The organism is Kribbella sp. NPDC005582 (genome assembly GCF_040605415.1).
Taxonomy (GTDB): Bacteria; Actinomycetota; Actinomycetes; order Propionibacteriales; family Kribbellaceae; genus Kribbella.
Window position 1 is genome coordinate 100,033 of record NZ_JBEXCU010000011.1, and the last position, 26,074, is coordinate 126,106.

Genomic DNA, 26,074 nt, shown 5'->3' on the forward strand with positions numbered 1-26,074 from the left:
TGCAGGAGATTTGAACGCTGTGCCCAGCATCGTCCTGGCCGGTGGCGGTACCGCCGGCCACACCTCCCCGCTGATCGCCACCGCCGACGCGCTGCGCCGGATCGATCCGACCATCGAGATCCTCGCCCTCGGCACCGAGCGGGGGATCGAGACCCGGGTCGTCCCCGAGGCCGGTTACCGCCTCGAGCTGATCCCGCCGGTCCCGCTGCCGCGCAAGCCCACGCCCGCCCTGCTCGCCGTCCCGGGGAAGATGCTGGCCTCGGTCTCGGCCGCCCGCAAGGCGCTCGACGAGGCGAAGGCCGACGTCCTGGTCGGGTTCGGCGGTTACGTCTCCACCCCGGCGTACGTCGCCGCCTGGCGCCGCAAGACGCCGATCGTCGTGCACGAGGGGAACGCCGTACCGGGGATCGCGAACAAGTTCGCCGCCAAGTACTGCACCCAGCACGTGATCACGTCGTTCCCGGGCTCGGAGCTGCCGCACGCGCAGTACGTCGGGCTCCCGATCCGCCGGGCGATCTCGACCCTCGACCGGGCCGCGGTCCGCGCGGAGGCACAGGCGTTCTTCGGTCTGAACCCTGACCTGCCGACCTTGCTGGTCACCGGTGGTTCGCAGGGCGCGCAGCAGCTGAACAACGCGTTCGCCGGTGCGGCCGCGGAGCTGCAGGCGGCCGGCGTCCAGGTGCTGCACGTGATCGGCCCGAAGAACTCGCTCGAGGTCGCGCAGACCGGACCGGCGCCGTACCGGGTGCTCTCGTACGTCGACCGGATGGACCTGGCGTACGCCGCGGCCGACTTGGTGGTGTGCCGCTCGGGGGCCAACACGGTGACCGAGGTCTCCGGCGTCGGCCTGCCCGCGATCTACGTTCCGTTGCCGCACGGTAACGGTGAGCAGCGCCAGAACGCCAAGCCTGTCGTCGATGCGGGCGGTGGCCTGCTGGTCGACAACGCCGACGTGACCGCGGAGTGGGTCCGGGCGACGGTGCCGCAACTTCTGCACGACTCCGCGCGTCTGACAGCCATGTCCACAGCAGCGACGGGCGTTATCCGGACGGACGCCGACGACCGATTGGCGCAGATCATCCTGGATGTGGTGAGGTCGGCCTCGTGATCGTCACCGCTCCTGACACCCTGCTCCCGGCCGAGAAGCTGGGCAAGGTGCACTTCGTAGGAATCGGCGGCGCCGGGATGTCGGGGATCGCCCGGATCATGGCGTCGCGGGGGATCGAGGTCTCCGGCTCGGACGCCAAGGACGGCAAGGTTCTCGCCGCCCTGCGCGCGCTCGGCGCCACCTGCTGGGTCGGCCACGCCGCCGAGAACGTCGCCGGCGTCGACACGGTCGTCGTCTCGACCGCGATCCGCGAGACCAACCCCGAAGTTGTCGCTGCTCGGGCCGCCGGGATTCCGATCCTGCCGCGCGCGGCCGCACTGGCGTCGGTGATGGTCGGCCGCCGGACGATCGCGGTCGCCGGCACGCACGGCAAGACCACCACCACGTCGATGCTGACCGTGGCGCTGCAGCACTGCGCCGTCGATCCGTCGTACGCGATCGGCGGCAATCTGAACGAGTCGGGCTCCAACGCGCACGACGGGACCGGCGATCTGTTCGTCGCCGAGGCGGACGAGTCGGACAAGTCGTTCCTGACGTATGCGCCCGAGGTGTCGATCGTCACATCGGTCGAGCCGGACCACCTGGACAACTACGGTGACGAAGCGTCGTACCGCAAGGCGTTCGAGGACTTCACCGCCCGGGTCCTGCCCGGCGGCTTCATGGTGATCTGCCACGACGACGCGGGCGCGCGCAAGCTGGCGGAGTACGCCCGTGAGCGTGGCATCGACGTTCGGACGTACGGCGAGTCCCCGGACGTGGACCTGCATGTCACGGAGCTCACGGCGACCGGGGCGACGCAGAGCTTCGTGCCGGTGTATCGCGGCCGGCGGCTGCCGATGGTGCAGTTGCAGCAGGCCGGGAAGCACAACGTGCTGAACGCGTCGGCGGCGCTGACGGTCGGGCTCGGGCTCGGCTTCTCCGCGGCCGACCTGGCTGAGGGACTGGCGTCCTTCACCGGGACCGGGCGGCGGTTCGAGTTCAAGGGCCTCGAGGACGGCGTCCGCGTGTTCGACTCGTACGCGCATCACCCGACCGAGCTGACTGCGGACCTGATCGCGGCCCGGCAGGTGGCGGGGGAGGGGCGCGTGATCGCGTGCTTCCAGCCGCATCTGTTCAGCCGGACGCGGATCTTCGCGGCCGAGTTCTCCGAGGCGCTGGCACTGGCCGACGAGGTCGTGGTGATGGACGTGTTCGCGGCCCGCGAGGACCCCGAGCCCGGCATCACCGGCGCCCTGCTGGCCAACCATGTGCCGCTGAAGCCGGAGCAGGTGCGCTTCGAGCCGTCGTGGTCCGCCGTACCGCAGCTGGTGGCAGACCTCGCGGCACCGGGCGACCTGGTGGTCACCCTCGGCGCGGGCGACGTGACACTGATCGGTCCGGAAGTCGTTGATTTGCTGGCCGAACGGACCGCCCTCCGCGAGTCTGCGCCGGTCTCTGCCGACCCTGTGCTGAAGTAATTGCGTGGGGTTCGCTGAACGTGGGGTTGTGGCATGAGCCAGAGCGCTGATCTGGCTCGGGCTCAACAGCGGTTCGCGCGCCGGCAGCGGTTGGTGCGCTGGCGCAGCTGGTTGCCGTGGGCGATCGGCGGCGGGGTGGTTCTGCTCGGCGCACTGGTCGTCTGGCTGTTCTACTTCTCGTCCGCGTTCGCCGTCAGCGGTGTCCGGGTGAGCGGTGCGGATACGGTGCCGGTGGCAACGATCGAACAGACCGCGGCCGCGCCGATGGGCACTCCGCTGGCGAAGGTCGACCTGAGTGCCATCGCGACCCGGGTCCGGAGCATTCCGGCGGTGGCGGACGCTCAGGTGACCCGGGCCTGGCCGAACAAGGTCGTGATCGTGGTCACCGAGCGGGTTCCGGTGGTGGTCGTGACCGATGGCACGCGGTACGAGTTGGTGGATGCGACCGGTACGTCGTACAAGACTTTGCCGGCCCGGCCGTCGGGACTGCCGGAGGCCAAGGTGACGGGTCCCCGGCGGGAGCAGACCATCCGGTCGGTGGTGACGGTCTCGGCCGCACTGCCGGACACTCTGCGGGCTCAGGTGGGGTCGATCTCGGCGGCTTCGCCGGACTCGATCACACTGAATCTCGCGGGTGGTGTGAAGGTGGTCTGGGGCAGCTCCGATGACAGTGCGCGCAAGGCCGAGGTACTGAGTGTGCTGATGAAACGGCAGGCCGTCGTGTACGACGTCTCGGCGCCCGATCTCCCAGTCACCAAAGGCGAAAAACGCTAGCCCGTCTCACGACGGCGAGGCGCGTGGACTTTGCTGTCAGGGGTCCCGTACGGTGCGACGTAATCTAAAGTTGACATAAGTCTAAGTATTCAGTTGAGGTTCAGTCTTTTCGCTGGACAACGGGAACAGAACGAGGCGAGAGGCGCGGACTGTGGCGGCACCGCAGAACTACCTGGCACTCATCAAGGTCGTCGGTATCGGCGGAGGCGGCGTGAACGCCGTCAACCGGATGATCGAGCACGGTCTGAAGGGCGTTGAGTTCATCGCCATCAACACCGACGCGCAAGCGCTGTTGATGAGCGACGCGGACGTCAAGCTCGACATCGGCCGGGAGGAGACCCGCGGCCTCGGCGCCGGGGCGAACCCGGCGATCGGGCAGAAGGCCGCGGAGGACCACGCCGAGGAGATCGAGGAGGCGCTCAAGGGCGCCGACATGGTCTTCGTCACCGCCGGTGAAGGCGGTGGAACGGGGACCGGCGGCGCGCCGGTGGTCTCCCGGATCGCGCGCTCGCTGGGCGCGCTGACGATCGGTGTGGTGACCCGGCCGTTCTCCTTCGAGGGCAAGCGCCGTGCGACCCAGGCGGAGGACGGCATCGCCGCCCTGCGCGAAGAGGTCGACACCCTGATCGTCATCCCCAACGACCGGTTGCTGACGATCTCGGACCGGGCGGTCTCGGTGCTGGACGCCTTCAAGCAGGCCGACCAGGTGCTGCTGCAGGGTGTCTCCGGTATCACCGACCTGATCACCACGCCGGGTCTGATCAACGTGGACTTCGCCGACGTCAAGGCGGTCATGTCGAACGCCGGCTCCGCGCTGATGGGCATCGGCTCGTCGCGCGGTGAGGACCGCGCGGTCGCGGCCGCCGAGGCGGCCATCTCGTCTCCGTTGCTTGAGGCAAGCATCGAGGGCGCGCACGGGGTGCTGCTCTCGATCGCGGGCGGCTCCGACCTGGGGCTGTTCGAGATCAACGAGGCGGCCCAGCTGGTCTCGGAGTCCGCGCACACCGACGCCAACATCATCTTCGGCGCGGTCATCGACGACGCCCTCGGCGACGAGGTCCGGGTCACGGTGATCGCGGCCGGCTTCGACGGCGGCATGCCGAAGCGTCGCGAGCAGGCGAACAGCCAGGCTCGCCCGCAGACCAGCCGCCCGGCGACTCCGCCGCCGGCTCAGCAGCAGCAGCCGCCGGCTCAGGCTCCGGCTGCACAGCCTGCCCAGCCGCAGCAGTCGTCGTACTCGGAGCAGATGTCCGCTCCGGCGACTCCGCCGCCGGCTGCCCAGCCTCCGGCCCAGCCCGCGCAGCAGCAGCCCCCGGCTCAGCAGCCGGCTCCGGTGAGCCAGCCGGTGGCATCGCCGTACCCGACGTCGCCGACCGACGACACCGTCCCGGTCCCGACGCAGAACGAAGGCCGCCCCGGCCAGGGCACCACGCACTCGGCGCGTCCGCAGACCGGCGACCCGGTTCGCACGGTGCAGCCGACCACGCCCACGCAGAGCGGGTGGCCGACCACCGGTCCCACGCACAGCACCGGCAACGGCTCCGGCCCCAGCACGCCGCCGCCCGCGCAGCCGGCCCCGTCCACTCCGCAACGCCCGGTCCGCAAGCCCGAGCCCGCCGAGGACGACCTCGACATCCCGGATTTCCTGAAGTAACTGTCAGGTGCGCGGGTAGCCTTTGGTCGTGTTCAGCTACGACGAGGTTCATGGTGCTGCCCGCTTCGCCGTCACCGACCGCTTCGGTGGGATCAGCCAACCGCCGTACGGCGAGCTGAATCTCGGCGGGGCCGGGGCGTTGGGTGAGGATGCCGCCCGGATCGGCGAGAACTTTCGCCGGGTCGGTGCGGCCTTCGGTGTCACGCCCGAGTACGTCGTTCGCGTGAGCCAGGTGCACGGTCGCGACGTCCACGTGGTTCGTCCCGGCGACTCGATCCCGCTCGACCCGGTACCGCGGGTGGATGCGCTGGTGACGACCCGCACCGACATCGTGTTGTGTGTGCGGGCGGCCGACTGTCTGCCCGTGCTGCTGGCCGACAGCGAGAACGGGATCATCGGCGCCGCACACTCCGGACGGCCCGGCATGTACGTCGGTGTCGCGACCGCGACCGTGGATGCGATGCGGGCGCTCGGTGCGGACCGGATCACCGCCGTCCTCGGACCGAATGCGTGTGGGAAGTGTTACGAGGTGCCCGAGGAGATGCGGGCGGAGGTCAGCGAGCGCGTGCCCGCGTCGTACTCGGAGACGAGTTGGGGGACACCGGCGCTCGATGTGGCCGCCGGGGTGAAAGCGCAGCTGACCGAGCTCGGCGTCGAGGTCATCGAGGACGCGCGCGGCTGCACGATGGAATCGGAGAACCTCTACTCGTATCGCCGCGAAGGCAAGCAGAGTGGCCGGCTGGCCGGTCTGGTGAAACTCGTATGAGCCGAGAGCAAGAGCTCCGCGACAATCTGCGACTGGTGCGGGAGCGGATCGAGAACGCCTGTGTGGCGGCCGGAAGGGATCCGGAGGAGGTCACCCTCGTCGGGATCACCAAAACCTTCCCAGTCAGCGACGTGGCGGCGCTGGCGGCCCTCGGAGTCACCGATGTCGGGGAGAACCGCGAGCAGGAGCTCAAGGTGAAGGCGCCGGAGTGTCCCGAGCTCACGTGGCACTTCGTCGGTCAGTTGCAGTCGAAGAAGGCGAGGTCGGTCGTTCGGCACGCAGCGGTGGTGCATTCGGTCGACCGGACGTCCTTGGTCGCCGCGCTGTCGAAGGCTGCCGTCGCCGAGGAGAAGACGCTCCGCTGTCTCCTGCAGGTGAGCTTGGCGTCGTACGGGCCGGAGAGCGCGGCGACCGGCGCGGACCGCGGTGGTGTCGCGCCGGCCGACGTACTGGAGCTGGCGGCCGAGGTCGCGGCGGCGGACGGTCTGGAGCTCGGGGGTGTGATGGCTGTCGCGCCCCTCGGATCGGAACCGGACAAGGCGTTCGCCGGTCTGCAGGAAGTCGCGGCGCGACTACGCTCCGAACACGCCGGCGCCACCTGGATCTCCGCGGGGATGACCGGGGACCTCGAGGCCGCGATCCGGCACGGAGCAACACATGTCCGGCTCGGGCGCGCCTTACTCGGTACGCGTCCTCCACTCGGTTAGTGTCGACATCGAGCAGGTTCGTTACTGCTCAACTGTTGTCGTCGAACCGGATCGAGGGGCTGGAGGGCCATGAGCGGCGCGCTGCGCAAGATGGGTGTGTACCTCGGCTTGGTCGAGGACGGGGAGCGCTACAACGCGCGGTACGACGACGAGTACGACGACGAGTACGAGTACGACGACGAAGCCGTCGACGGGGACTCCCAGGAGACCGAGCCGGTACCCGCCGGCCGGGAGAGCCGCGAGCGGACGGAGACGCGCCCCGAGCAGCACCAGGGGCGTGAGGAGCCGGGCGGTACGGTCAGCAAGTTCCCAGAACGACGTGGTGTCGCACCGTCCCCGGAGGTTACCGAGTTGGCCCGCATCACCACCGTGCACCCGCGCAGCTACAACGAGGCGCGCGTGATCGGTGAGCACTTCCGTGACGGCACGCCCGTCATCATGAACCTGACCGAGATGGACCACGCCGACGCCAAGCGTCTGGTCGACTTCGCCGCCGGCCTGATCTTCTGCTGCCGCGGCTCCATCGAGCGGATCACCACCAAGGTGTTCCTGGTCTGCCCGCCGAACGTGACGGTCGCCGCGGAGGAGAAGGAGAAGATCGCCGCGGACGGGTTCTACAACCAGAGCTGACCCCGGCTGCTTCCGCCGTCTTCTACACTCGTGGACAACATGGTTGCTCTAGTGGTCGTCCTCCAAGTGATCAGCTTCGTACTGCTCGCCTTCTTCCTTGTGCTGGTGGCGCGCTTCGTACTGGGCCTGATCGTCATGTTCGCCCCGCAATGGCACCCGAAGGGGCCGTTGCTGCTGCTCTTCGAGGCGATCTACTCCGCCACCGATCCGTTCCTGCGGCCACTGCGCCGGATCCTGCCCCCGATCGGGGCCGGCGGGATCCGGATCGACCTGTCCATGCTGATGCTGTTCGTCATCGTCTCCGTGGCGATGTCGATCAACTCCACGGCGCTGAACTCGCTGTGAATCACACGGATAGGGTCGCTGGGACGGGGTAGGTAGAGTCTCGGAGAAACCGAAGTCGTGACCGTTCTGCCCGCCCGGATTCCGTCAGAACACAACGAAGCGATAACGTGATCTACTGAGTCGCCGATGGTGAAGGCCACGGGGACTCCGCCAAGACACAGACAAACGAGGTGAAAGATGCCGCTGACGCCGGATGACGTCCGCTCGAAGCAGTTCACGCCCGTCCGACTACGGGAGGGCTACGACGTCACAGAGGTCGACTCCTTCCTCGACGAGGTGGAGGCCGAGCTCGAGCGCCTCCTCGCCGAGAACGAGGAGCTGCGGGCCAAGCTCGCGGCCGCCCAGCGCGCTGGCGCCGGCCAGGAGCGGCCGGTCGACCAGACCGCCGCGCTGCCGCCGGTCGTGCAGCAGCCGAAGCCCCCGGTGGTGGTCGAGAAGCCCATCATCGAGGAGAAGCCGCCGGTCGTCGTGCCCGCGGTAGCGGCTGCGGGGGCTGCTGCGGCAGCCGGCACCGTCGGCGACGCCTCCAGCTCCGCCGTGCGGCTGCTGGAGATGGCGACCAAGCACTCCGACGACCTGGTCCAGGAGGCGAAGGACACCGCCGACAAGATCATCGGCGAGGCCCGCGCCAAGGCCGAGCGCCTGGAGAACGAAGCCCGCGGCAAGGCCGACCGGATGACCGGCGAGGCCCGCGCCCGCGCCGAGAAGCTGGACGGCGAGATCGCCGAGCGCCGCGCGCAGATGCTGGGCACCCTGGAGAAGCAGAAGGGTCAGCTGGAGCGCACGATCGACGACCTGCACGCCTACGAGCGCGAGTACCGCAGCCGGCTGAAGACCTACTTCACCGAGCAGCTCAAGGCGCTGGGCAACGGCGACGACACGCTGAGCCCGCGGAACGGATTCCGTCCCGAGGCCCGCGCCCAGGCGCACGGCCACGGAGTCTGAGTAGTCAACGTCTGAACCTGTGAAGGGGCGGTGCTTTCCGGCAGCACCGCCTCTTCGGCGTGTCCGGAAACTTCTGACTCACGGTCCCCTGGTGGTTACCGAGCGTCAGGGCCACGCGGACGGTCGCTTCTGACCACTGAGGGTCTCCACATCGAAGAGCCTCAGCCGGTACGGCGTCAGTCGCAGTAGCGAGGGTGATTCCCCAGCCGGTCCATCGGGGAACACACTCCAGAAGTCGAAGCCGAGCGGCGCCGGGGCGTCCCGGTACAGCTCCCAGACTCGTTGCCGGGTCGCCGTATCCTCGACCCACGCGGCCTCGCAGTCCGCGATCGCCACCTGGTGGTCGGGTTTCCAGTAGCTACAACTCACGTAGTTGCTGTACGCAAGATGCCGCACCTTCACCGGTGTCGCGCGGGTGACGATCCACCCCGCCAGTTCGCCGTCCGCGCCGATCTCCCAGATCGGGTGCAGGATCCGGCTCCGCGGCCGCTGATCCGGCCCGACCGTGGCCACCGTGCACCAGACGATCTCGTGCGCTCTCTCGATGAACTCCCTTTGCACAACCATGGTTGTAGATTACCTGATTCACAACCTGGGTTGTATATTTGCGCGCATGGAGTTCGATCCGGCCGACGCTGACCTGTCCCTGGCCGCCCTGTTCACCGGCTGGGCGCTCGCCGATGAGCTGCAACGCCGGCTGACAGCCGACGGCTACGGCGACAGCCGCTTCGCCGATGGGGTCGTGTTCCAGCATCTGGTCACCGGCCCCGTGACGATCACCACGCTCGCCGAGCGCCTGGGCATCACCCAGCAGGCCGCGTCGAAGACAGTGGCCGACCTCCAACGCCGCGGCTATGTAACCCGCCGTACCGACCCCACCGACGCTCGCGCCAAAGAGGTCGTCCTCGCCGACCGCGGCGAGCAGGTGATCGCCGCCGCCCGCAGACACCGAGCCGCTCTCGACAAAGAACTCCGCAAAGCCCTGGGCGCCACTCGAGTCGAAGAAGCCCGCCAGCTCCTCGTCGACGCCCTGACGCACGTCGGCGCGAGCCCGGCACTCCGGGCTCGCGCCGTCCGTCCGCCGCGCTAGCTGTGCCTCAGGCCTTGGTGAGCCAGTAGGTGAGTTGGAGGTCTTCCTCGGTGCCGGTGGCCAGCTGGGCCGAGTCGGCGGGGGTGGACTGGGTCAGTTCGACGGCCAGAACCTCCTTGGCTACGTCGTCGGCGTGTTTGCCGAGGGCGTCGCCGAGTTCGGCGTCCGTGGTGGTGAGCCAGACCTTGATGCGGTCGGAGACCTCGAGGCCCGCGGCCTTGCGGGCCTCTTGGAGCGTGCGGACCACCTCGCGGGCGAGGCCGGCCTGCTTGAGCTCCGGGGTGATCTCGAGGTCGAGGGCAACGGTCTCGCCCTGCTCGTTGACGACCGACCAGCCTTCCTTCGGCCGCTCGGACAGCAGTACGTCGGCCTCGGTCACCTCGACGTCGGCGCCGTCGACCACGACTGTCGCCGTACCGGTGGACTTCAGTGAGGCAGCCAGTCCGGCAGCATCGGCCGCGGCGATCGCAGCCGCGACCACCGGCGTCTGCTTGGCGAACCGCTTGCCGAGCTCGCGGAAGTTGCCCTTCGCGGAGAATTCGACCAGATCCGCACCCGCCGACGACAACGGCTCCACCGAGCCGACGTTCAGCTCGTCAGCGATCTCCTGCAGCAGCTCCGGCGACAGGTCCGCGATCGCGGCCGATCCGACCAGTGCCCGGGACAGCGGCTGCCGCGTCCGGACCTTGGCCTCGGCGCGCGCCGATCGGCCGAGCTCGACGACCCGCTTCGCCATCGACACGTGCTGCGCCAGTACGTCGTCGATCAGCGACTCGTCGTACGTCGGGAACTGCGACAGGTGCACCGACTCCGCCAGCGACGGCGTGACCGGCCGGAACACGTCCTGCCAGACCCGCTCGGTCACGAACGGCGTCAGCGGCGCCATCACCCGGGTGAGTACGTCGAGCGTCTCGTGCAGCGTCGCCAGCGCACCGGCCTCGCCGGCCCAGAAGCGCCTCCGCGACCGCCGGACGTACCAGTTCGAGAGCGTGTCGACGAACTGGTTGATCAGCAGACCGAGCTTCTGCGTGTCGTACGCCGCGTACGCCTCGTCGGTGTCGCGGACCAGCCGGTGCGTCTCGCTCACCAGCCAGCGGTCGAGCACCGACCGCTCCGCCACCGGCGGCACGTCGGACGGCGACCAGTTCGCCAGCCGCGCGTACAGGGAGTGGAAGGCGGCCGTGTTCCAGTAGGTGAGCAGCACCTTCCGGACGATCTCGTTGAGTACGTTCGGCCCGATGCCGCGCGCCTTCCACGGCGACCCGGAGGCGGCCATGAACCAGCGCACCGCGTCCGCGCTGTGGTCGTCCATCAGCGGGATCGGCTCCAGGATGTTGCCTAGGTGCTTGGACATCTTCCGGCCGTCCTCGGCCATGATGTGCCCGAGGCAGACGACGTTGCGGTACGACGACTCGTCGAAGACCAGCGTGCCGATCGCCATCAGCGTGTAGAACCAGCCACGGGTCTGGTCGATCGCCTCGGAGATGAAGTCGGCCGGGTAGGCCTTCTCGAACTTCTCCTTCGACCCCTCGGCCCACGGGTAGCCCCACTGCGCGAACGGCATCGCGCCCGAGTCGTACCAGGCGTCGATCACCTCGGCGACCCGGTGCGACTCGCCGCCGCAGGTCGGGCAGGCGAAGGTGATGTCGTCGACGTACGGCCGGTGCGGGTCGGTGGCGCTCAGGTCCTGTCCGGCCAGCTCGCCGAGCTCGGCCAGCGAACCGACGCACACCTGGTGGTCCTCCTCGCAGCGCCAGATCGGCAGCGGCGTGCCCCAGTAGCGGGAGCGCGAGACGGCCCAGTCGATGTTGTTCCGGAGCCAGTCGCCGTACCGGCCCCACTTGACCGACTCCGGGAACCAGTTGGTCTTCTCGTTCTCCCGGAGCAGGGCGTCCTTCACCTGCGTGGTGCGGATGTACCAGGACGGGAGCGCGTAGTACATAACCGGCGTGTGGCAGCGCCAGCAGTGCGGGTACGGGTGCTCGTAGGGCACGTGCTTGAACAGCACTCCGCGCGCCTGGAGATCGGCCACCAGGTCCGCGTCGGCCTTCTTGAAGAACTGGCCGCCGACCAGCGGGATGTCCGCCGAGAACGTGCCGTCGGCCTCGACCGGCTTCACGACCGGCAGGCCATAGGCGCGGCAGACGATGAGGTCGTCCGCGCCGAACGCGGGGGATTGGTGCACCAGACCGGTGCCGTCCTCGGTGGTCACGTACTCAGCCAGTACGACGTAGTGCGCCGGCTCGGGGAACTCCACCAGCTCGAACGGCCGCTGGTACGTCCACCGCTCCATGTCGCGGCCGACGTACCGACCGGTCACGGTCCAGCCCTCACCGAGGCGGTCCAGCAGCGGCTCGGCCACGACCAGCGACTCGGTGCCGTCGGTGGCGACGACGTACTGGACGTCGGGGTGCACGGCGACGGCGGTGTTGGAGACGAGCGTCCACGGGGTCGTCGTCCAGACCAGCAACGACACAGGCTGGCCGGCCTTGTCAGCCAATGGCCCGGAGGTGAGCGGGAAGCGGACGTAGACCGACGGGTCGACGACCGTCTCGTAGCCCTGGGCGAGCTCGTGGTCGGACAGGCCGGTGCCGCAGCGCGGGCAGTACGGCGTGATGCGGTAGTCCTCGACGAGCAGGCCCTTGTCGTGGATCTGCTTGAGCGACCACCACACGGACTGGACGTACTCCGGGTCCATCGTCCGGTACGGGTGCTCCATGTCCACCCAGTAGCCCATCCGGGTGGTCAGCTCGGCGAAGGCGTCGACGTGCCGCAGCACCGACTCCCGGCACTTGGCGTTGAACTCGGCGATGCCGTAGGCCTCGATGTCGTTCTTGCCGTTGAAGCCGAGCTCCTTCTCGACCGCGACCTCGACCGGCAGGCCGTGGCAGTCCCAGCCGGCCTTGCGCTCGACCGAGAAGCCCTTCATGGTCCGGTAGCGCGGGAAGACGTCCTTGAAGACCCGCGCCTCGATGTGGTGCGTGCCGGGCATCCCGTTCGCGGTCGGGGGACCCTCGAAGAACGTCCAGGGCGTGCCGCCCGCGGACTGCTCGAGGCTCTTGGCGAACGTGTCGTGCTCGTCCCAGTGCGTCAGCACCTCGCGCTCGAGCGCCGGGAAGTCGACCTGGGCGGGAACCTGCCGCCAGGGGGTGTGAGGGGTCGCCATGTCCGTAGTCCTTCGTCGCCGTTGACTGCTCGACGAGGGACGGAGTGCCACTGGCCGGATCGGCCGGGCACCGCGCGGTACCACCCTCCTTGGTGACGCCCCGGGGTAAATCGGGGGAGTCACCCACTTCCTTCGCGGGCCGCTGCCGGTTCTAATAGGTCGCCACGGACTGTTCTTCCGGCGGCTCCGGGGTGATGGCCCCATCGCTGCCTTGCTGCTCGCGGTTGCCAGTGTACGGCGTCGTACCAGGCAACTACGAATCGTTAATGAGTGGCTGTTCCGGGGTACAGCCGTGAGAATGCTGCGTGATGTTCACCGAAATGTCACCGTGGGTAGCGGCTGAGACACGGCTGTGACGCGCGGAACATCCAGTGAACTTGAAGAAGCGACTACCGTATGTCCACGGTCTGCGCGTCGGACTGGCCAGGCTCGGTGAGCTGGCCTACTGTCTGGCGACCAGTCCGCTTCAGTCTCCGATCAGAGGGGGTAGCTGCCGATGGCTACGGCTCCCAGGAAGTCCGCCCCCCAACGCAAGACCGCGGCCAAGAAGAGTGCCTCGGGACCGAGTGAGTCCGCGACGACAACCCGTAAGGCACCGGCGAAGAAGAGGGTGGCCATGAAGACGAACGAGAACAGGACACCGGCGACGGCGCCGGCCAAGTCCCCGGTCCACAAGGCCGACACCCTCGCGGTGAAGGACGGTGAGACCCCGTGGACCGCGGCCGAGCTGGCCGAGCTCCGCGCGGAGCTCGAGGCCGACGTGCTGCACCTGCGTGAGGAGATCAAGAGCGCCGAGAAGGAGATCGTCGGGCTGCTCCGCGACGGCGGCGACGGCGCCGGCAACGACCAGGCCGACGTCGGCTCCACGACGCTCGAGCGCGACCACGAGATGTCGCTGGCCAACAACGCCCGCGACATGCTCGACCAGGACGAGCGCGCCCTGTCCCGGATCTCCGACGGCACCTACGGCGTCTGCGAGTCCTGTGGCCAGGCCATCGGCAAGGGTCGGCTCCAGGCGTTCCCGCGTGCGACACTGTGCGTCTCATGCAAAGAACGCGAAGAACGTCGCTGAACGACGAAGTCACCCCGGAACCGGCCGACGCTGAGTCGGCCGGTTCCCCGTCGTCTGCCGACCAGGAGACGACACCCACCACCGCCACCTCCACCGGTGTGGGGGAGGAAGGCTCTGATTCCACTCCTGCTTTTTCCGGGGCCGAGGTCGCCGGAGGCGACGAGGCCGTCCGCTCGTGGAAGTGGATCGGGTTGTTCGCGGTGGCCGGGATCGTGGTGCTCGGGCTCGATCAGCTGACGAAGGCTCTCGCGCTGGCGCATCTGACACCAGGTGAACCCGTGAACGTGATCGGCAGCCTGCTCAAGTTCAACCTGATCCGGAACTCGGGTGCCGCGTTCAGCCTCGGCGCCGGATACACCCCGGTGATCAGCGTGATCCAGATCGCCGTCGCGATCGGGGTCGTCTACCTGTCCCGCAAGCTCGGCTCGGCCGGGTGGGCGGTCGCGTTCGGGCTGCTGTTCGGCGGCGCGGTCGGCAACATCACCGACCGGATCTTCCGCGCGCCGTCGCCGTTCCACGGCCACGTCGTCGACTTCCTGCAGACACCGCACTGGGCGATCTTCAACGTCGCGGACATGGCCGTCACCTCGGCAGCGATCCTGCTGGTGATCCAGACCCTGCGCGGGATCCGGCTCGACGGCACCAAGGAGCAGCGCAAATGAGCAGCAGCTCCCGCACTTTGATGGTTCCGGACGGGCTGGCCGGTGAGCGGCTCGACGCCGCGCTGTCCCGCCTCTTCGGCGTTTCCCGCACCAAGGCCGCCGAGATGATCGAGGCCGGCCTGGTCCAGATGGACGGTTCGACCGCGCTCAAGTCGTCCCGCGTCTCGGCCGGCGTGATGCTCGACGTCGAGCTGCCGCCGCCACCGACCGAGGTGACCGTCGTACCGGAGACTGTCGACAACCTCCGCATCGTCCACGACGACGACGAGATCATCGTGGTCGACAAGCCCGTCGGCGTCGCCGCGCACCCGTCACCCGGCTGGACCGGGCCGACGGTGATCGGCCACCTGGCCGGCGCCGGTTTCAGCATCTCCACGAGCGGCGCGGCCGAGCGCAAGGGCATCGTGCACCGCCTCGACGTCGGCACGTCCGGCCTGATGGTCGTCGCCAAGACGGAGTACTCGTACACCGTCCTCAAGCGCGCCTTCAAGGAGCGGACGGTCAAGAAGATCTACCACGCGCTGGTGCAGGGTCACCCGGACCCGTTCACCGGCACCGTGGACGCCCCGATCGACCGGCACCCGCACCATGACTACAAGTTCGGCGTCATCGCCGGCGGCAAGCCGAGCATCACGCACTACGAGACGCTCGAGGCCTTCCGGTTCGCGACCCTGCTCGAGATCACGCTCGAGACCGGCCGCACGCATCAGATCCGCGTCCACATGTCCGCGATCGGTCACCCGTGCTGCGGCGACCTCACGTACGGCGCCGATCCGGTGCTGGCCGAGAAGCTTCAGCTCAGCCGGCAGTGGCTGCACGCCATGCGGCTCGGCTTCGACCACCCGGGCACCGGGCAGTACGTCGAGTTCACCTCGCAGTACCCCGAGGACCTGGACCAGGCCCTCGACAAGCTCGCCGACTCACACTGACATCAGTTCGTAGAAGCCCTCAGGGTTCTTGACGCCGAACAGCTTGTACCAGGAGTCGAGCACAGCCGGTTCGTACACCTCGAGCTTCGCCAGGATCTCCCTGGCGAACTCGACCGGCGCCTGCGCCTTCCCGGTGATCAGCGGACCGTCGGTCACGGCGAGCTCGTCGCGGTAGTACGCCGAGCCGCCGTACCCGAGGCTCTGCAGGAACTCGAGCGCGTTGCTGGTGTGCGCCCGATCGTCCAGCAGCCCGGCCAGCGCGAGCCCACCCGTCGCGCCGCAGATCGCCGCCACCGGTACGTCGGACGCCAGGAACTCGCGCGCTTTCGCGACGAACGGCTCGTACGCCGGGGTCGGGAACAGATCGTTGCCGGGCAGGATCAGCATCGCGCTCTCGCGCGGCGACAGCTCGTCCAGCGTGATGTCCGGCAGCACCCGCAGCCCGCCGCTGGTCCGGATCGGATCCAGGCTGACGCCGACCGTACGGACGACGTACCGGCCGGGCTTGCGCTGCCAGTTGGGGCTGTTGATGTGGGCCGTGGCGAAGCCGGGCTCCCAGTCGGCGTAGGTGTCGTAGACGGCGACGTGGACGGGGGTGGCGCTGTTCTCGGTCATGACAACATGATGTCGTAATTGACATCATGTTGTCAATGGTGAACGACCGGATAGCGGGCGAACCGGGTCCGCACCGCGAGCCGATGAAAAACTGTCCGTGGGGCCTGCATAAGCTGTCGCAGTCCACCTCACGAACGCCCTGGGAGGTCTGCGCCGATATGGGGTCCAGCGACAGTTTTGTGCATCTCCACGTGCACACCGAGTACTCGATGCTGGATGGCGCGGCAAGGATCGACGAGTTGTTCAAGACGGCCCAGGAGATGGGCCAGCCGGCGATCGCGACCACCGACCACGGCTTCGTCTTCGGGGCCTACGAGTTCTGGAAGACCGCGAAGAAGTACGACGTGAAGCCGATCATCGGCGTCGAGGCGTACCTGACGCCGCACACCCACCGGACCGAGCGCAAGCGGGTCAAGTGGGGCGACGCGAACTCGGGCCGCGACGACGTCTCCGGTTCGGGTGCCTACACCCACATGACGCTGCTCGCGAAGAACACGTCGGGCATGCACAACCTGTTCAAGATGAGCTCGCTGGCGAGCCTGGAGGGCTACTACTTCAAGCCCCGGATGGACCGCGAGCTGCTGAACACCTACGGCCAGGGCCTGATCGCGACCACCGGCTGCCCGTCCGGCGAGGTGCAGACCCGGTTGCGGCTCGGGCAGTACGACGAGGCGATCAAGGCCGCCGCGGAGTTCCGCGACATCTTCGGCAAGGAGAACTTCTACTGCGAGCTGATGGACCACGGCCTCGGCATCGAGCGGAACATCCAGGGCGACCTGCTGCGGCTGGCCAAGGAGCTCGGGCTGCCGCTGGTGGCCACCAACGACCTGCACTACACCAAGCCCGAGGACGCCACGTCGCACGCGGCGCTGCTCTGTGTGCAGTCCGGCTCGACGCTGTCCGACCCGAACCGGTTCAAGTTCGACGCGAACGAGTTCTACGTGAAGACCGCGGCCGAGATGCGCGAGGTCTGGAAGGACTTCCCGGAGGCGTGTGACAACACGCTGCTGATCGCCGAGCAGTGCGATGTCAGCTTCACCGAGGGGGAGGGCCGGTTCATGCCGCGCTTCCCCTGCCCCGAAGGGCACAACGAGGAGTCCTGGTTCGTCTCCGAGGTCGAGACCGGCCTGCACAAGCGCTACCCGGCCGGCGTCCCGGACCACGTCCGCAAGCAGGCGGAGTACGAGATCGAGGTCATCACCTCGAAGGGGTATGCGGGCTACTTCCTGGTCGTCGCCGACTTCATCAACTGGGCCAAGGAGCACGGCATCCGGGTCGGCCCGGGCCGTGGTTCCGGTGCCGGCTCGATGTGCGCGTACGCGATGCGGATCACCGACCTGGACCCGCTCCAGCACGGCCTGATCTTCGAGCGCTTCCTGAACCCGGAGCGGATGTCGATGCCCGACTTCGACATCGACTTCGACGACCGCCGCCGCCCCGAGGTGATCCGCTACGTCACCGAGAAGTACGGCGACGACCGGGTCGCGATGATCGTCACCTACGGAACCATCAAGGCCAAGCAGGCGATCAAGGACGCCGGCCGGGTGCTGGACTACCCGTTCGCGATGGGCGACCGGATCACCAAGGCGATGCCGCCGTCGGTGATGGGCAAGGACATCCCGCTGTCCGGGATCTTCGACACCGGCCACAAGCGGTACTCCGAGGCCGGCGAGTTCCGCCAGCTCTACGAGTCCGACCAGGACGTCCGCAAGATCGTCGACACCGCCCGCGGCCTGGAGAACCTGAAGCGCCAGTGGGGTGTGCACGCGGCCGGTGTGATCATGTCCAGCGAGCCGCTGATCGAGCTGATTCCGATCATGCGCCGCGACCAGGACGGCCAGATCATCACCCAGTTCGACTACCCGAGCTGCGAGACGCTCGGCCTGGTCAAGATGGACTTCCTGGGTCTGCGCAACCTGACGATCATGGACGACGCGGTCAAGAACGTGGAGGCCAGCCGCGGCATCACCCTCGACCTGGACGCGCTCGCCCAGACCCTCGACGACGGCCCGACCTTCGAGCTGCTCGGCCGCGGTGACACCCTCGGCGTCTTCCAGTTCGACGGCGGCCCGATGCGGGCGCTGCTGCGGCTGATGAAGCCGGACAACTTCGAGGACATCTCCGCCGTCGGCGCGCTCTACCGGCCCGGCCCGATGGGCGCGAACAGCCACACCAACTACGCCCTGCGCAAGAACAAGCAGCAAGAGATCAGTTATCCGCACGACGAGCTCGCCGTCGCGCTGGAGCCGATCCTCGGTACGACGTACGGCCTGATCGTGTACCAGGAGCAGGTGATGGCGATCGCCCAGCAGCTGGCTGGGTACACGCTGGGTAAGGCGGACCTGCTCCGCCGGGCGATGGGTAAGAAGAAGCGCGAGGTCCTCGACGCGGAGTATGTCGGCTTCTCCGAGGGGATGAAGGCCAACGGCTTCTCCGAGCAGTCGATCAAGGCGCTCTGGGACGTCCTGGTCCCGTTCTCCGACTACGCGTTCAACAAGGCGCACTCCGCGGCGTACGGGCTGGTCTCGTACTGGACGGCGTACCTGAAGGCGAACTTCCCGGCCGAGTACATGGCTGCCGTGCTGACGTCCGTCAAGGACGACAAGGACAAGATGGCCATCTACCTCAACGAGTGCCGCCGGATGGGCATCAAGGTGCTGCCGCCGGACGTGAACGAGTCCGACTCGAACTTCACCCCGGTCGGCACCGACATCCGCTTCGGCCTGTCGGCGATCCGCAACGTCGGCGTCAACGTGGTGGCCGAGATCGTCGCGGCCCGCGAGGAGAAGGGCCGGTTCACCGACTTCGTCGACTTCATCGACAAGGTCCCGCTGCCGGTCTGCAACAAGCGCGTCATCGAGTCGCTGGCCAAGGCCGGGTCGTTCGACTCGATGAGCCACGCCCGGCGCGCGGTGGTCGCGGTCCACGAGCAGGCGGTGGACGAGGCGATCGACCTCAAGCGCAACGAGGCGCACGGCCAGTTCGACCTGTTCTCGATGGGCGAGGACGAGGCCGACGAGGGCGAGGGCAACAGCCGGCTGTCGGTGACGGTCCCCGAGATCGAGGAGTGGGACAAGGCCACCAAGCTCGCGCACGAGCGCGACATGCTCGGTCTCTACGTCTCCGACCACCCGCTGTTCGGCGTCGAGCACGTGCTCACCAACGGCACCGACTGCACGATCGGGCAGCTTCTCAGTGACGAAGATCGCCCCGACGGCACCCGCGTCACGATCGGCGGCCTGGTCACCGCGGTCCAGCGCAAGGTGAACAAGCGCGGTGACATCTACGCGATCGTCACCATCGAGGACCTCGAAGGTTCGATCGAGGTGATGATGTTCTCCTCGGCGTACCAGCTGCACGCGCACCTGCTCAGCAACGACGCGATCATCCTGATGAAGGGCCGGATCCGCCGCCGCGAGGACCGCGTCGAGCTGAGCGGCGACGAGGTCGTCGTGCCGGACCTGACCCAGGGCCCGAGCGGACCGGTCGTCATCACGATGCCGGTGACCCGCTGCACCAAGCCCGTGGTCGACCAGCTGCGCGACGTGCTGCAGTCCCACCCCGGGATGACGGAGGTCCAGCTGCGCCTCGAAGCGCGGCAGAAGACGACCGTGATGCGGATCGGCGATCGCTTCCGCGTCACCCCCAGTTCCTCGCTGATGGCCGACCTGAAGGCATTGCTCGGCCCCTCCTGCCTGGCCGGGTAGGAGGCATGCGGCACACTGTCGAGGTGAGTGACTCCTTGCCCCCGCGGCCTGTCTACGGACAGCCGGGGCCTTATGTTGCGCCGCCGTCGATGAATCCCTTCGGGGCGCCGCCGGAGCCCGAGCCGGTGATGCCGTGGGCCAAGGCGATCCTGGTGACGGTCGTGGTGTTCCTGGTGGCCGGGGTCGTCGGTGGCTGGGCCTGGCAGCAGTTCTCGCCGTTGGCTCAGTACACGGTCGACGAGCAGGGCGGGTCGCTCGGCGAGGAGCAGATGACCCGGGTGTTCGGGCCGGACGGCACGTTCACCGCGATCGGCTTCGTTGCGGCGCTTCTGCTCGGCGGTGCGCTGTTCTGGTGGCTGCGGAACTACGGCCCGTGGTCCGTGGCGATCGTCGTACTGGGTGCGTGTCTGGGCTCCGGGGTGGCGTGGGGTGTCGGCATGCTGCTCGGCCACGACTCACTGAATGATCGCCTGCAGGCGGCGAAGCCGGGTGACCTGGTCGCGGCGCCGCTGGAGCTGCATACCTGGACACCGATCGCGGCCTGGTTGGTGGGCGCGGCACTGGCCGCTGCGGTGATTTCGGCGACGACCTGGCGGTCCGAACCAGATGCAACCGGTTCGAAACCTGTTGCGTCAGAAGGCCACCCCCCGGTGCACTAGGGTGTCCTGGTCCGGTGGGTGAGGCCATCGGTCCGTACGAGGGGGAAGTTGATGTCTGACCAGAACACTCCGCCCGGCCCGCAGTTCCCGGGTCAGGGTGGTCCGCAGTACCCAGGTGCCGGGGGGCCCCAGATGCAGCCCCAGTTCCCGCCGCAGAACGCTCCCTATGAGCAGCTGCAGATGGGTGGCGCGTGGCAGCCGGAGGCGCCGAAACCCAAGCGTGGCAAGCTGATCCCGATCGTCGCGGCGCTGGCCATGGTGCTGGTCGTCGCGGGCGGCGGAATCTTTGCCTACGGCAAGCTCAACGGCGGCAAGCAGCCGGACGCCGTCCTGCCCGGTACGGCGATCGGCTACCTGCGCGTGGACCTGAACCCGTCGGCCGGCCAGAAGCTCGCCGCCCTGCGGTTCCTGATGAAGTTCCCGTCCGCCAAGGACAAGCTGAAGCTCACCGGTGACAAGGACGACCTGCGCCAGAAGCTCTTCGAGGCGATCAAGGCGAGCGGTGACGACGACCTGAAGGACGTCGACTACGCCCGCGATGTCGAGCCGTGGCTCGGCGACCGGGTCGGGATCGCGGCACTGCCGGCCACCGACGCCAAGAAGAAGGAGCCGAGCCTCGTCTTCGCCCTGCAGGTTAAGGACGAGAAGAAGGCCGCGCGGGAGATGGAGAAGGGCCCCAAGGAGTCCGACGATCCCGCCTACGCGTTCGCCGACGGCTACATGGTGCTCGCCGAGACCAAGCCGGAGCTCGACGCGGCGATGGCTGCCGCGAAGACCAGCCCGCTGGCCGAGAACTCGCAGTACAAGGCCGACTTGGACAAGCTCGGCGAGCCCGGCTTCGCGACGCTGTGGGCCGACTTCGCGGGCATGGCCAAGGCGCTCGGCGAGGTCGCTCCGGCCAAGATCGATCCGATCGGCAACGGGAGCGTCGCGGCGGCGCTGCGGTTCGACGCGCAGTACGTCGAGCTGAAGGGCTTCGTCCGCTCCGACCAGGAGATCGTCGCGAAGGCGGCCGACGCGAGTGAGCTGGTGACCAAGCTGCCGGACACGACGGCCGCGGCGATCAGCGTCTCGGGGGTCGACTCGTCGATCGACACGGTGTGGAAGAACCTCGAGAAGAGCGGCGAGTTCGGCGAGATTGTCCAGGGGATCGCGGAGCAGACCGGCCTGAAGCTGCCGGACGACCTGAAGACGCTGCTCGGCAAGAACCTGTCGCTCGTCGTCGACAAGGACGCTTCGGCCGGCCCGAAGATCGCGGCCCGGCTCGAGACCGACCCGGCCAAGGCCGAGCCGGTGATCACGAAGCTGACCACGCTGCTGCGTCAGCAGACGCCGGTCCAGGTGCCGATCGAGACCGCCAAGGACGGTGACACCCTGGTTGTTTCGACCGACAAGGAGTACGCCGCGAAGGTGCTCGGCGGCGGCAACCTCGGCGCGTCGGACAGCTTCAAGCAGGCGCTGCCGGACGTGAAGGGTGCGACCGGTATCGCCTACGTCGACTTCGACGGGGTCACCAGCGTGATGGAGGCGATGGGCGAGAAGTCCAACGCCGACCTGAAGGCGCTGCGTTCGGCGGGCATGGTCGCCCGCAACACCGGCAACTTCGAGGGTGAGTTCACCCTCCGGGTCGTCGCGAAGTAGTTCGCTCAAGGGAGGCTCGGACGGCAGCATCACCGCCGTCCGGGCCTTCTTGCTTTCTGCCGATGAGGGCGGGCAGGACGATGATCACCGCGGACAGCACCATGCAGACCCGGAAGCCCAACGGAGCCAGTACGGCGGGAGCCGCGGCACTGCCCAGTTGGCGGATCGCGTTGAGCAGCCCGGCCCCGAACCCGCTGCGATCGGGCGGCAAACCGTTGAGCATCAGCGTAGTCGTGGTCGGCGCAACCAGACCGCCCCCGACGCCGAGGGGAAGCAGCCAGAGCGCGAGCACCCAGACCGGCGCCGTACGGCCGGTGCTGACCAGGCCGGCCAGACCGGCGACCATCAGGACCTGACCGAGCAGCAGCGTCCGGCGGATGCCGAATCGGGTTGCCAGCCGACCGGTCACCAGGTTCGCCGGCACGATCAGCACCGTCATCGGCACGAACACCAGCCCGGTGACCCACGCCGACTGCCCGCGGTTCAGCTGCAAGTACAGCGTCACCACGAAGATCGTCCCGTACGTCGTGAAGTTCAGCGCGAACCCGGTCACCGAGCTGAGCACCACGGCCGGAGTCCGAACCAGCTCCCGGTACGACGTACGCCGTACCGGCTGTGATCGCGGCGCAGCGGGGACGCGGAGCGCGACGGCCAGCGCGAGCACCGTGGGCACGACGTTGAGCCAGAACGTGCCTTGCCAGCCGATCGCCGAGGTGATCGCGCCGCCGAGCGGGGACCCGACCACGAGAGCGATCGCGCCGGCCGCACTCCATCGGCCGACCGCGCGAGCGCGCTCCGACGGCTCGGGATAAGCCGCGTTGAGCATCGACAGTCCGGACGGCAGGATGACGGCGGCCGCAACGCCTTGGACTGCGCGCGCCCCGAGCAGGACCGTGAGGTCGAAGGCGAGCGCACACACCACGGACGTCACGGCAAACAGCGCCATCCCGGCGACGAAGGCACGCCGGGCGCCGATTCGGTCGGCCCACGCTCCGGCCGGAAGCAGCACAAGGGCGAAGACCAGCGAATAGCCGGTCAGCACCCAGGCCAAACCAGCCTGTGCGTGCAGATCACGGCCGATGACCGGCAACGCTGTGGTCACCGTGGAGGCGTTGAGTGTGATCAGGAAGAAGGACAGGGCAGCTGCGGTTGTAGCGGCACGTCGAGTGGGCACAACTACTACCGTGGACCCCGCGACAGCAGGACAAAAGGTTGCTGGGTGCACCTGACAGGGACACCCGGATCGGAGGAGAGAGTGCGATCGGCACGGCGGCGGGAAGAGCTGGGCGAGTTCCTGCGGGAGCGCCGTGGCCGCCTGACGCCCGCGACCGACGAACCACGCCGGACGCCCGGGCTGCGGCGTGCGGAGCTTGCTGACCTGGCTGGGGTGAGCCTCGGCTACTACACGCGTCTCGAGCAAGGGCGTGCGCCACACCCGTCGGACAGCGTGCTCGACGCGCTGATTCGCGCGCTCGGGCTGACCGACGACGAGGCGTCCTACCTCAGAGCCCTGGCCGGCGACACTCAGACGACGTACTCGCAGACGGTGTCACCGTCGGCGCTGCGCACGATGGGATTTCTGAGCGCACCCACGGCCGCGGTTGTGCTCGGTCAGATCGGCGACGTGCTCGCCTGGAACGACGCTGCTGCGTACCTGTTCCCGGGCCGGCTGCCGAAGCCGGGGGAGCGCCCGGAGCGGCGACCGAACAACTCCCGGTTCGTCTTCGGTCCTGCAGCGCGCCAGCTCTACCTGGACTGGGACGCTGCGGCAGACGACGTGGTCGCTCACCTGCGCGCCGCGGCCGTGCACTTGGTCGAGGACCCTGATTATTGCGCTCTGGTTGACGAGTTGCTCGCCGAGAGTCCGGAGTTCGCCGAGCGGTGGTCACGCCGGGACGTGAAACGGCATGTGTCCGGGGAGAAGCTCATCAAGCATCCAGAGCTCGGTGTCCAGCTGATGCGGCACGAGGTGCTCGCCGTACTCGATGTCCCAGATCAGTACCTCGTGCTGTACGGCCTCGAGAATTCTCTGCCGCGTGATGTCGAAATCGCCGGGACGGTCTCTACCTACTGAGTGAACGCACCCTTCACCCAAGGAGAGACCATGAACCACTTCACCAGCGTGCACACCGTCGGCGTCCCGGTCACCGACCAGGACCGCGCGCTCGAGTTCTACACCAAGACCCTCGGGTTCAGTCTGGTGTCGGACACGCCGCTGCCGCAGCTGGGCGGTCGCTGGATCGTCGTGGCGGCACCCGGGGGCGGGGCGAACCTCGCCCTCACCCCCGCGAGCGAGGCTGGTGCCGACACCGGCATCCGTCTGGGCGCCGCGGACGCAGCCGCCGTCCACCAGTACCTGAACGACGAGCAGGTGAGCACCAGCGAGCTGCTGTCCTGGCGCGGCGTCCCGCCGATGTTCACCTTCCAGGATCCCGACGCCAACACTCTGTACGTCGCCCAGGACTGAACTCAGACGAGGACGTTGCCGCCGCCGACGGTGACGATCGAGCCGGTGGCGTAGTGCTGGTTCATCAGGAAGACGTAGGCCTCGGCGATGTCCTCGGGTTCGCCGACGCGTCCGACCGGCAGCGAATCGGCGACGGCCTCGTAGTCGATGCCGTCAGCCCACAACGGCGTCCGGACCACGCCCGGCTTGACGGCGTTGACCCTGATCGGCGCCAGCTCGAGGGCGAGCGCGCGGACCAGCGAGTCGGCGGCACCACAGATGCTGGCCGCGATCGACCAGCCCGGTCCGGGGCGGTCGGTCGCGGTACCGCTGGTGAGCACGACCGAGCCGCCGGGACGGATCTTCGGTACGGCGGCGTGCACCGCGCTGAGCGCGCCGAAGTACCGGAGTTCGAAGGCCTTCCGGGCGCGCGCCAGATCGAGCGACCGGATGTCGAGCAGGGTGAGCGCTTCACCGGCGGTGTAGACGAGGTGGTCGAACGGGTCGAGCCCGGCGAAGAACGCTTCGACGGCGGCCGGGTCGGTCAGGTCGACGGCCGTGCCTTCGGCGGCCGGGGGCAGTTCGGCCAAGGCCCGCTGGACCGAGGACGGGTTGCTGGAGGCAACGATCACGGTGGCGCCGTGCTCGGCGGCCAGGCGGGCGGTGGCCAGCCCGATGCCCGACGTACCGCCGAGGAGGACGACGCGCTGGTCCTGCAGGGTCATGAGTTTCGCCTTTCGTGGTGGGGTTCCCTGCCACGATGCGCCCGCGCGGTGCCCGTGGTCCAAGACCTGTTCGGGCGCCTGTCATACCCTGAAGGTATGACTGACGTCGACCTGCGCAAGCTCCGGTACTTCGTCGCGGTCGCCGAAGAACTGCATTTCGGGCGCGCGGCCGAGCGGCTGCACATCGCGCAGCCGGTGCTGTCGCGGCAGATCCGCGCGCTCGAACACGAGTTGGGCGCCCAGCTCTTCGCTCGCACCAAACGAGCCACCGAACTGACCGCCGCCGGCCGGCAACTGCTCGACGATGCTCGTCCGCTGCTCGCCTCCGCCGAAGGGCTCCGCCGCCGAGTCGCCCAAGCCGCCCGCGGGCCGAAGACCTTCACGATCGGCTTCATGCCGGGAATCACCCCGACCGCGGCCGTGCGCGCGTTCGAAGCGCTCCGGCCGGACCGCGACGTCGAGGTCTTCCGCACCACCTGGGTCGATCAGGTTCAGGTTCTGTTCGACGGCCGCGCCGACGTGAGCGTCGTCCGGCTGCCGATCGAGCAAAGCGGCCTGCGCATCCGACCGCTGTTCGAGGAGCCGCGGATCGCCTGGCTGGCCGCCGATCACCGCTTGGCCGACAAGCCCTCGCTAGAAATCGCCGACCTCGCCGACGAGCACCTCCTCCAGCACGCCGATCAGGTCCCGGAGTGGCGGGACATCGCCCTTGAGCTACGCTCCGGCCGCCGGCGCCCCGTGCCGGACCTGACCAGCGTCGAGGAGAAGCTCGAACACGTCGCCGCCGGCCGCGGCGTCTCGATCCTCCCGGTCTCGGTAGCAGCGTTCTACCAGCGCGCCGACGTCCGCGCCGTACCGGTCACCGACATCGCCCCGAACAAAGTCTGCCTCGCCTGGCTGGCCTCCCGCCGGTCCCGTGCGATCCAGGAGTTCGCCGCGCTTGCCGAGACCGTCGACTGGGTGATGACCCGCTGAG

General features: G+C 68.4%; 24 protein-coding genes. 19 read left to right on the forward strand and 5 right to left on the reverse strand.

Annotated features, from left to right (window positions below):
• Positions 1-19: 19 nt before the first annotated feature.
• The 9 genes from murG to ABZS29_RS38190 all read left to right on the forward strand — a co-directional run bounded on the left by murG (position 20) and on the right by ABZS29_RS38190 (position 8,386).
• Positions 20-1,108, forward strand: coding sequence for an undecaprenyldiphospho-muramoylpentapeptide beta-N-acetylglucosaminyltransferase (gene murG, locus ABZS29_RS38150; protein ID WP_355469909.1), 1,089 nt, complete (start codon positions 20-22; stop codon positions 1,106-1,108).
• Complete coding sequence (gene murC / locus ABZS29_RS38155) at positions 1,105-2,565, forward strand: UDP-N-acetylmuramate--L-alanine ligase (RefSeq protein WP_355469911.1); 1,461 nt, start codon at positions 1,105-1,107, stop codon at positions 2,563-2,565. Before murG ends, murC begins: the two co-directional genes overlap by 4 nt.
• Positions 2,566-2,598: 33 nt before the next feature.
• Positions 2,599-3,339, forward strand: coding sequence for an FtsQ-type POTRA domain-containing protein (locus ABZS29_RS38160; protein WP_355469912.1), 741 nt, complete (start codon positions 2,599-2,601; stop codon positions 3,337-3,339).
• A 151-nt stretch (positions 3,340-3,490) separates the two neighbouring features.
• A complete protein-coding gene (gene ftsZ, locus ABZS29_RS38165; protein WP_355469914.1) occupies positions 3,491-4,993 on the forward strand; it encodes a cell division protein FtsZ in 1,503 nt (500 codons plus the stop codon).
• Positions 4,994-5,021: 28 nt separating this feature from the next.
• On the forward strand, positions 5,022-5,759 hold the full coding sequence (locus ABZS29_RS38170; protein WP_355469916.1) for a polyphenol oxidase family protein: 738 nt from the start codon (positions 5,022-5,024) through the stop codon (positions 5,757-5,759).
• A complete protein-coding gene (locus ABZS29_RS38175; protein WP_355469918.1) occupies positions 5,756-6,466 on the forward strand; it encodes a YggS family pyridoxal phosphate-dependent enzyme in 711 nt (236 codons plus the stop codon). The genes ABZS29_RS38170 and ABZS29_RS38175 overlap by 4 nt, the downstream gene beginning before the upstream one ends.
• A gap of 69 nt (positions 6,467-6,535) precedes the next feature.
• Positions 6,536-7,096 (forward strand): cell division protein SepF, encoded by a 561-nt coding sequence (sepF, locus tag ABZS29_RS38180; RefSeq protein WP_355469919.1) that lies wholly within the window; start codon positions 6,536-6,538, stop codon positions 7,094-7,096.
• Positions 7,097-7,135: 39 nt separating this feature from the next.
• Positions 7,136-7,441: a YggT family protein gene (locus ABZS29_RS38185; RefSeq protein ID WP_355469921.1), complete on the forward strand. Its 306-nt coding sequence runs from the start codon at positions 7,136-7,138 to the stop codon at positions 7,439-7,441.
• Between the two features lie 177 nt (positions 7,442-7,618).
• The gene (locus ABZS29_RS38190; RefSeq protein WP_355469923.1) at positions 7,619-8,386 is read left to right on the forward strand and encodes a DivIVA domain-containing protein; all 768 of its coding nucleotides are present in this window, start codon (positions 7,619-7,621) and stop codon (positions 8,384-8,386) included.
• A 105-nt stretch (positions 8,387-8,491) separates the two neighbouring features.
• Here the strand turns inward: ABZS29_RS38190 and ABZS29_RS38195 are convergent, their stop codons facing one another.
• Positions 8,492-8,953, reverse strand: coding sequence for a pyridoxamine 5'-phosphate oxidase family protein (locus ABZS29_RS38195; RefSeq protein ID WP_355469925.1), 462 nt, complete (start codon positions 8,951-8,953; stop codon positions 8,492-8,494).
• 46 nt (positions 8,954-8,999) lie between these two features.
• Here ABZS29_RS38195 and ABZS29_RS38200 point away from each other — a divergent pair, with 46 nt between their 5' ends.
• Positions 9,000-9,476, forward strand: a complete 477-nt coding sequence (locus ABZS29_RS38200) for a MarR family winged helix-turn-helix transcriptional regulator (protein ID WP_355469927.1) — start codon at positions 9,000-9,002, stop codon at positions 9,474-9,476.
• A 7-nt stretch (positions 9,477-9,483) separates the two neighbouring features.
• Here ABZS29_RS38200 and ileS read toward each other — a convergent pair whose 3' ends face one another.
• Positions 9,484-12,642 carry an isoleucine--tRNA ligase gene (gene ileS / locus ABZS29_RS38205; protein ID WP_355469929.1) on the reverse strand — a complete coding sequence of 1,053 codons (3,159 nt, stop codon included), beginning with the start codon at positions 12,640-12,642 and terminating at the stop codon, positions 9,484-9,486.
• A 616-nt stretch (positions 12,643-13,258) separates the two neighbouring features.
• Between ileS and ABZS29_RS38210 the strand changes: the two genes are divergently transcribed.
• Genes ABZS29_RS38210 through ABZS29_RS38220 form a run of 3 tightly spaced genes read left to right on the forward strand, consistent with a single transcriptional unit; the run spans position 13,259 to position 15,305 of the window.
• Positions 13,259-13,714, forward strand: a complete 456-nt coding sequence (locus tag ABZS29_RS38210) for a TraR/DksA family transcriptional regulator (protein WP_355469931.1) — start codon at positions 13,259-13,261, stop codon at positions 13,712-13,714.
• Positions 13,687-14,376, forward strand: coding sequence for a signal peptidase II (lspA, locus tag ABZS29_RS38215; protein WP_355469933.1), 690 nt, complete (start codon positions 13,687-13,689; stop codon positions 14,374-14,376). Before ABZS29_RS38210 ends, lspA begins: the two co-directional genes overlap by 28 nt.
• Positions 14,373-15,305: an RluA family pseudouridine synthase gene (locus ABZS29_RS38220; RefSeq protein ID WP_355469935.1), complete on the forward strand. Its 933-nt coding sequence runs from the start codon at positions 14,373-14,375 to the stop codon at positions 15,303-15,305. The genes lspA and ABZS29_RS38220 overlap by 4 nt, the downstream gene beginning before the upstream one ends.
• Here ABZS29_RS38220 and ABZS29_RS38225 read toward each other — a convergent pair.
• Complete coding sequence (locus ABZS29_RS38225; RefSeq protein ID WP_355469937.1) at positions 15,297-15,920, reverse strand: type 1 glutamine amidotransferase family protein; 624 nt, start codon at positions 15,918-15,920, stop codon at positions 15,297-15,299. The genes ABZS29_RS38220 and ABZS29_RS38225 overlap by 9 nt on opposite strands.
• 158 nt (positions 15,921-16,078) lie before the next feature.
• On the opposite strand from ABZS29_RS38225, the gene dnaE reads away from it, so the two are divergent.
• The 3 genes from dnaE to ABZS29_RS38240 all read left to right on the forward strand — a co-directional run bounded on the left by dnaE (position 16,079) and on the right by ABZS29_RS38240 (position 21,927).
• Positions 16,079-19,627 (forward strand): DNA polymerase III subunit alpha, encoded by a 3,549-nt coding sequence (gene dnaE / locus ABZS29_RS38230; RefSeq protein ID WP_355469938.1) that lies wholly within the window; start codon positions 16,079-16,081, stop codon positions 19,625-19,627.
• 23 nt (positions 19,628-19,650) lie between these two features.
• Positions 19,651-20,286, forward strand: coding sequence for a hypothetical protein (locus ABZS29_RS38235; protein ID WP_355469939.1), 636 nt, complete (start codon positions 19,651-19,653; stop codon positions 20,284-20,286).
• A gap of 132 nt (positions 20,287-20,418) precedes the next feature.
• A complete protein-coding gene (locus tag ABZS29_RS38240) occupies positions 20,419-21,927 on the forward strand; it encodes a DUF3352 domain-containing protein (RefSeq protein ID WP_355469940.1) in 1,509 nt (502 codons plus the stop codon).
• Here the strand turns inward: ABZS29_RS38240 and ABZS29_RS38245 are convergent.
• Positions 21,902-23,101, reverse strand: a complete 1,200-nt coding sequence (locus ABZS29_RS38245; protein ID WP_355469942.1) for an MFS transporter — start codon at positions 23,099-23,101, stop codon at positions 21,902-21,904. The genes ABZS29_RS38240 and ABZS29_RS38245 overlap by 26 nt on opposite strands.
• 81 nt (positions 23,102-23,182) lie before the next feature.
• On the opposite strand from ABZS29_RS38245, the gene ABZS29_RS38250 reads away from it, so the two are divergent.
• Positions 23,183-24,001 (forward strand): helix-turn-helix transcriptional regulator, encoded by an 819-nt coding sequence (locus ABZS29_RS38250; protein ID WP_355469944.1) that lies wholly within the window; start codon positions 23,183-23,185, stop codon positions 23,999-24,001.
• Between the two features lie 30 nt (positions 24,002-24,031).
• Positions 24,032-24,394 (forward strand): VOC family protein, encoded by a 363-nt coding sequence (locus ABZS29_RS38255; RefSeq protein ID WP_355469946.1) that lies wholly within the window; start codon positions 24,032-24,034, stop codon positions 24,392-24,394.
• Between the two features lie 2 nt (positions 24,395-24,396).
• Here ABZS29_RS38255 and ABZS29_RS38260 read toward each other — a convergent pair whose 3' ends face one another.
• Positions 24,397-25,098, reverse strand: a complete 702-nt coding sequence (locus ABZS29_RS38260) for an SDR family oxidoreductase (RefSeq protein ID WP_355469948.1) — start codon at positions 25,096-25,098, stop codon at positions 24,397-24,399.
• 96 nt (positions 25,099-25,194) lie between these two features.
• Here ABZS29_RS38260 and ABZS29_RS38265 point away from each other — a divergent pair, with 96 nt between their 5' ends.
• Complete coding sequence (locus tag ABZS29_RS38265) at positions 25,195-26,073, forward strand: LysR substrate-binding domain-containing protein (RefSeq protein ID WP_355469950.1); 879 nt, start codon at positions 25,195-25,197, stop codon at positions 26,071-26,073.
• The last annotated feature ends 1 nt before the right edge of the window (position 26,074 follow it).

Excerpts from the sequence above, each read along its gene's own strand:
- ABZS29_RS38160 (WP_355469912.1), top strand. The coding sequence starts at position 2,599 with ATGAGCCAGAGCGCTGATCTGGCTCGGGCTCAACAGCGGTTCGCGCGC.
- dnaE (WP_355469938.1), top strand. The coding sequence starts at position 16,079 with ATGGGGTCCAGCGACAGTTTTGTGCATCTCCACGTGCACACCGAGTAC.
- lspA (WP_355469933.1), top strand. The coding sequence starts at position 13,687 with ATGCAAAGAACGCGAAGAACGTCGCTGAACGACGAAGTCACCCCGGAA.
- ABZS29_RS38220 (WP_355469935.1), top strand. The coding sequence starts at position 14,373 with ATGAGCAGCAGCTCCCGCACTTTGATGGTTCCGGACGGGCTGGCCGGT.
- ABZS29_RS38240 (WP_355469940.1), top strand. The coding sequence starts at position 20,419 with ATGCAGCCCCAGTTCCCGCCGCAGAACGCTCCCTATGAGCAGCTGCAG.
- ABZS29_RS38175 (WP_355469918.1), top strand. The coding sequence starts at position 5,756 with ATGAGCCGAGAGCAAGAGCTCCGCGACAATCTGCGACTGGTGCGGGAG.
- ABZS29_RS38210 (WP_355469931.1), top strand. The coding sequence starts at position 13,259 with ATGAAGACGAACGAGAACAGGACACCGGCGACGGCGCCGGCCAAGTCC.
- ABZS29_RS38265 (WP_355469950.1), top strand. The coding sequence starts at position 25,195 with ATGACTGACGTCGACCTGCGCAAGCTCCGGTACTTCGTCGCGGTCGCC.
- ABZS29_RS38255 (WP_355469946.1), top strand. The coding sequence starts at position 24,032 with ATGAACCACTTCACCAGCGTGCACACCGTCGGCGTCCCGGTCACCGAC.
- ileS (WP_355469929.1), bottom strand. The coding sequence starts at position 12,642 with ATGGCGACCCCTCACACCCCCTGGCGGCAGGTTCCCGCCCAGGTCGAC.
- ABZS29_RS38225 (WP_355469937.1), bottom strand. The coding sequence starts at position 15,920 with ATGACCGAGAACAGCGCCACCCCCGTCCACGTCGCCGTCTACGACACC.
- ABZS29_RS38260 (WP_355469948.1), bottom strand. The coding sequence starts at position 25,098 with ATGACCCTGCAGGACCAGCGCGTCGTCCTCCTCGGCGGTACGTCGGGC.
- sepF (WP_355469919.1), top strand. The coding sequence starts at position 6,536 with ATGAGCGGCGCGCTGCGCAAGATGGGTGTGTACCTCGGCTTGGTCGAG.
- ABZS29_RS38190 (WP_355469923.1), top strand. The coding sequence starts at position 7,619 with ATGCCGCTGACGCCGGATGACGTCCGCTCGAAGCAGTTCACGCCCGTC.
- ABZS29_RS38185 (WP_355469921.1), top strand. The coding sequence starts at position 7,136 with ATGGTTGCTCTAGTGGTCGTCCTCCAAGTGATCAGCTTCGTACTGCTC.
- ABZS29_RS38200 (WP_355469927.1), top strand. The coding sequence starts at position 9,000 with ATGGAGTTCGATCCGGCCGACGCTGACCTGTCCCTGGCCGCCCTGTTC.
- ABZS29_RS38195 (WP_355469925.1), bottom strand. The coding sequence starts at position 8,953 with ATGGTTGTGCAAAGGGAGTTCATCGAGAGAGCGCACGAGATCGTCTGG.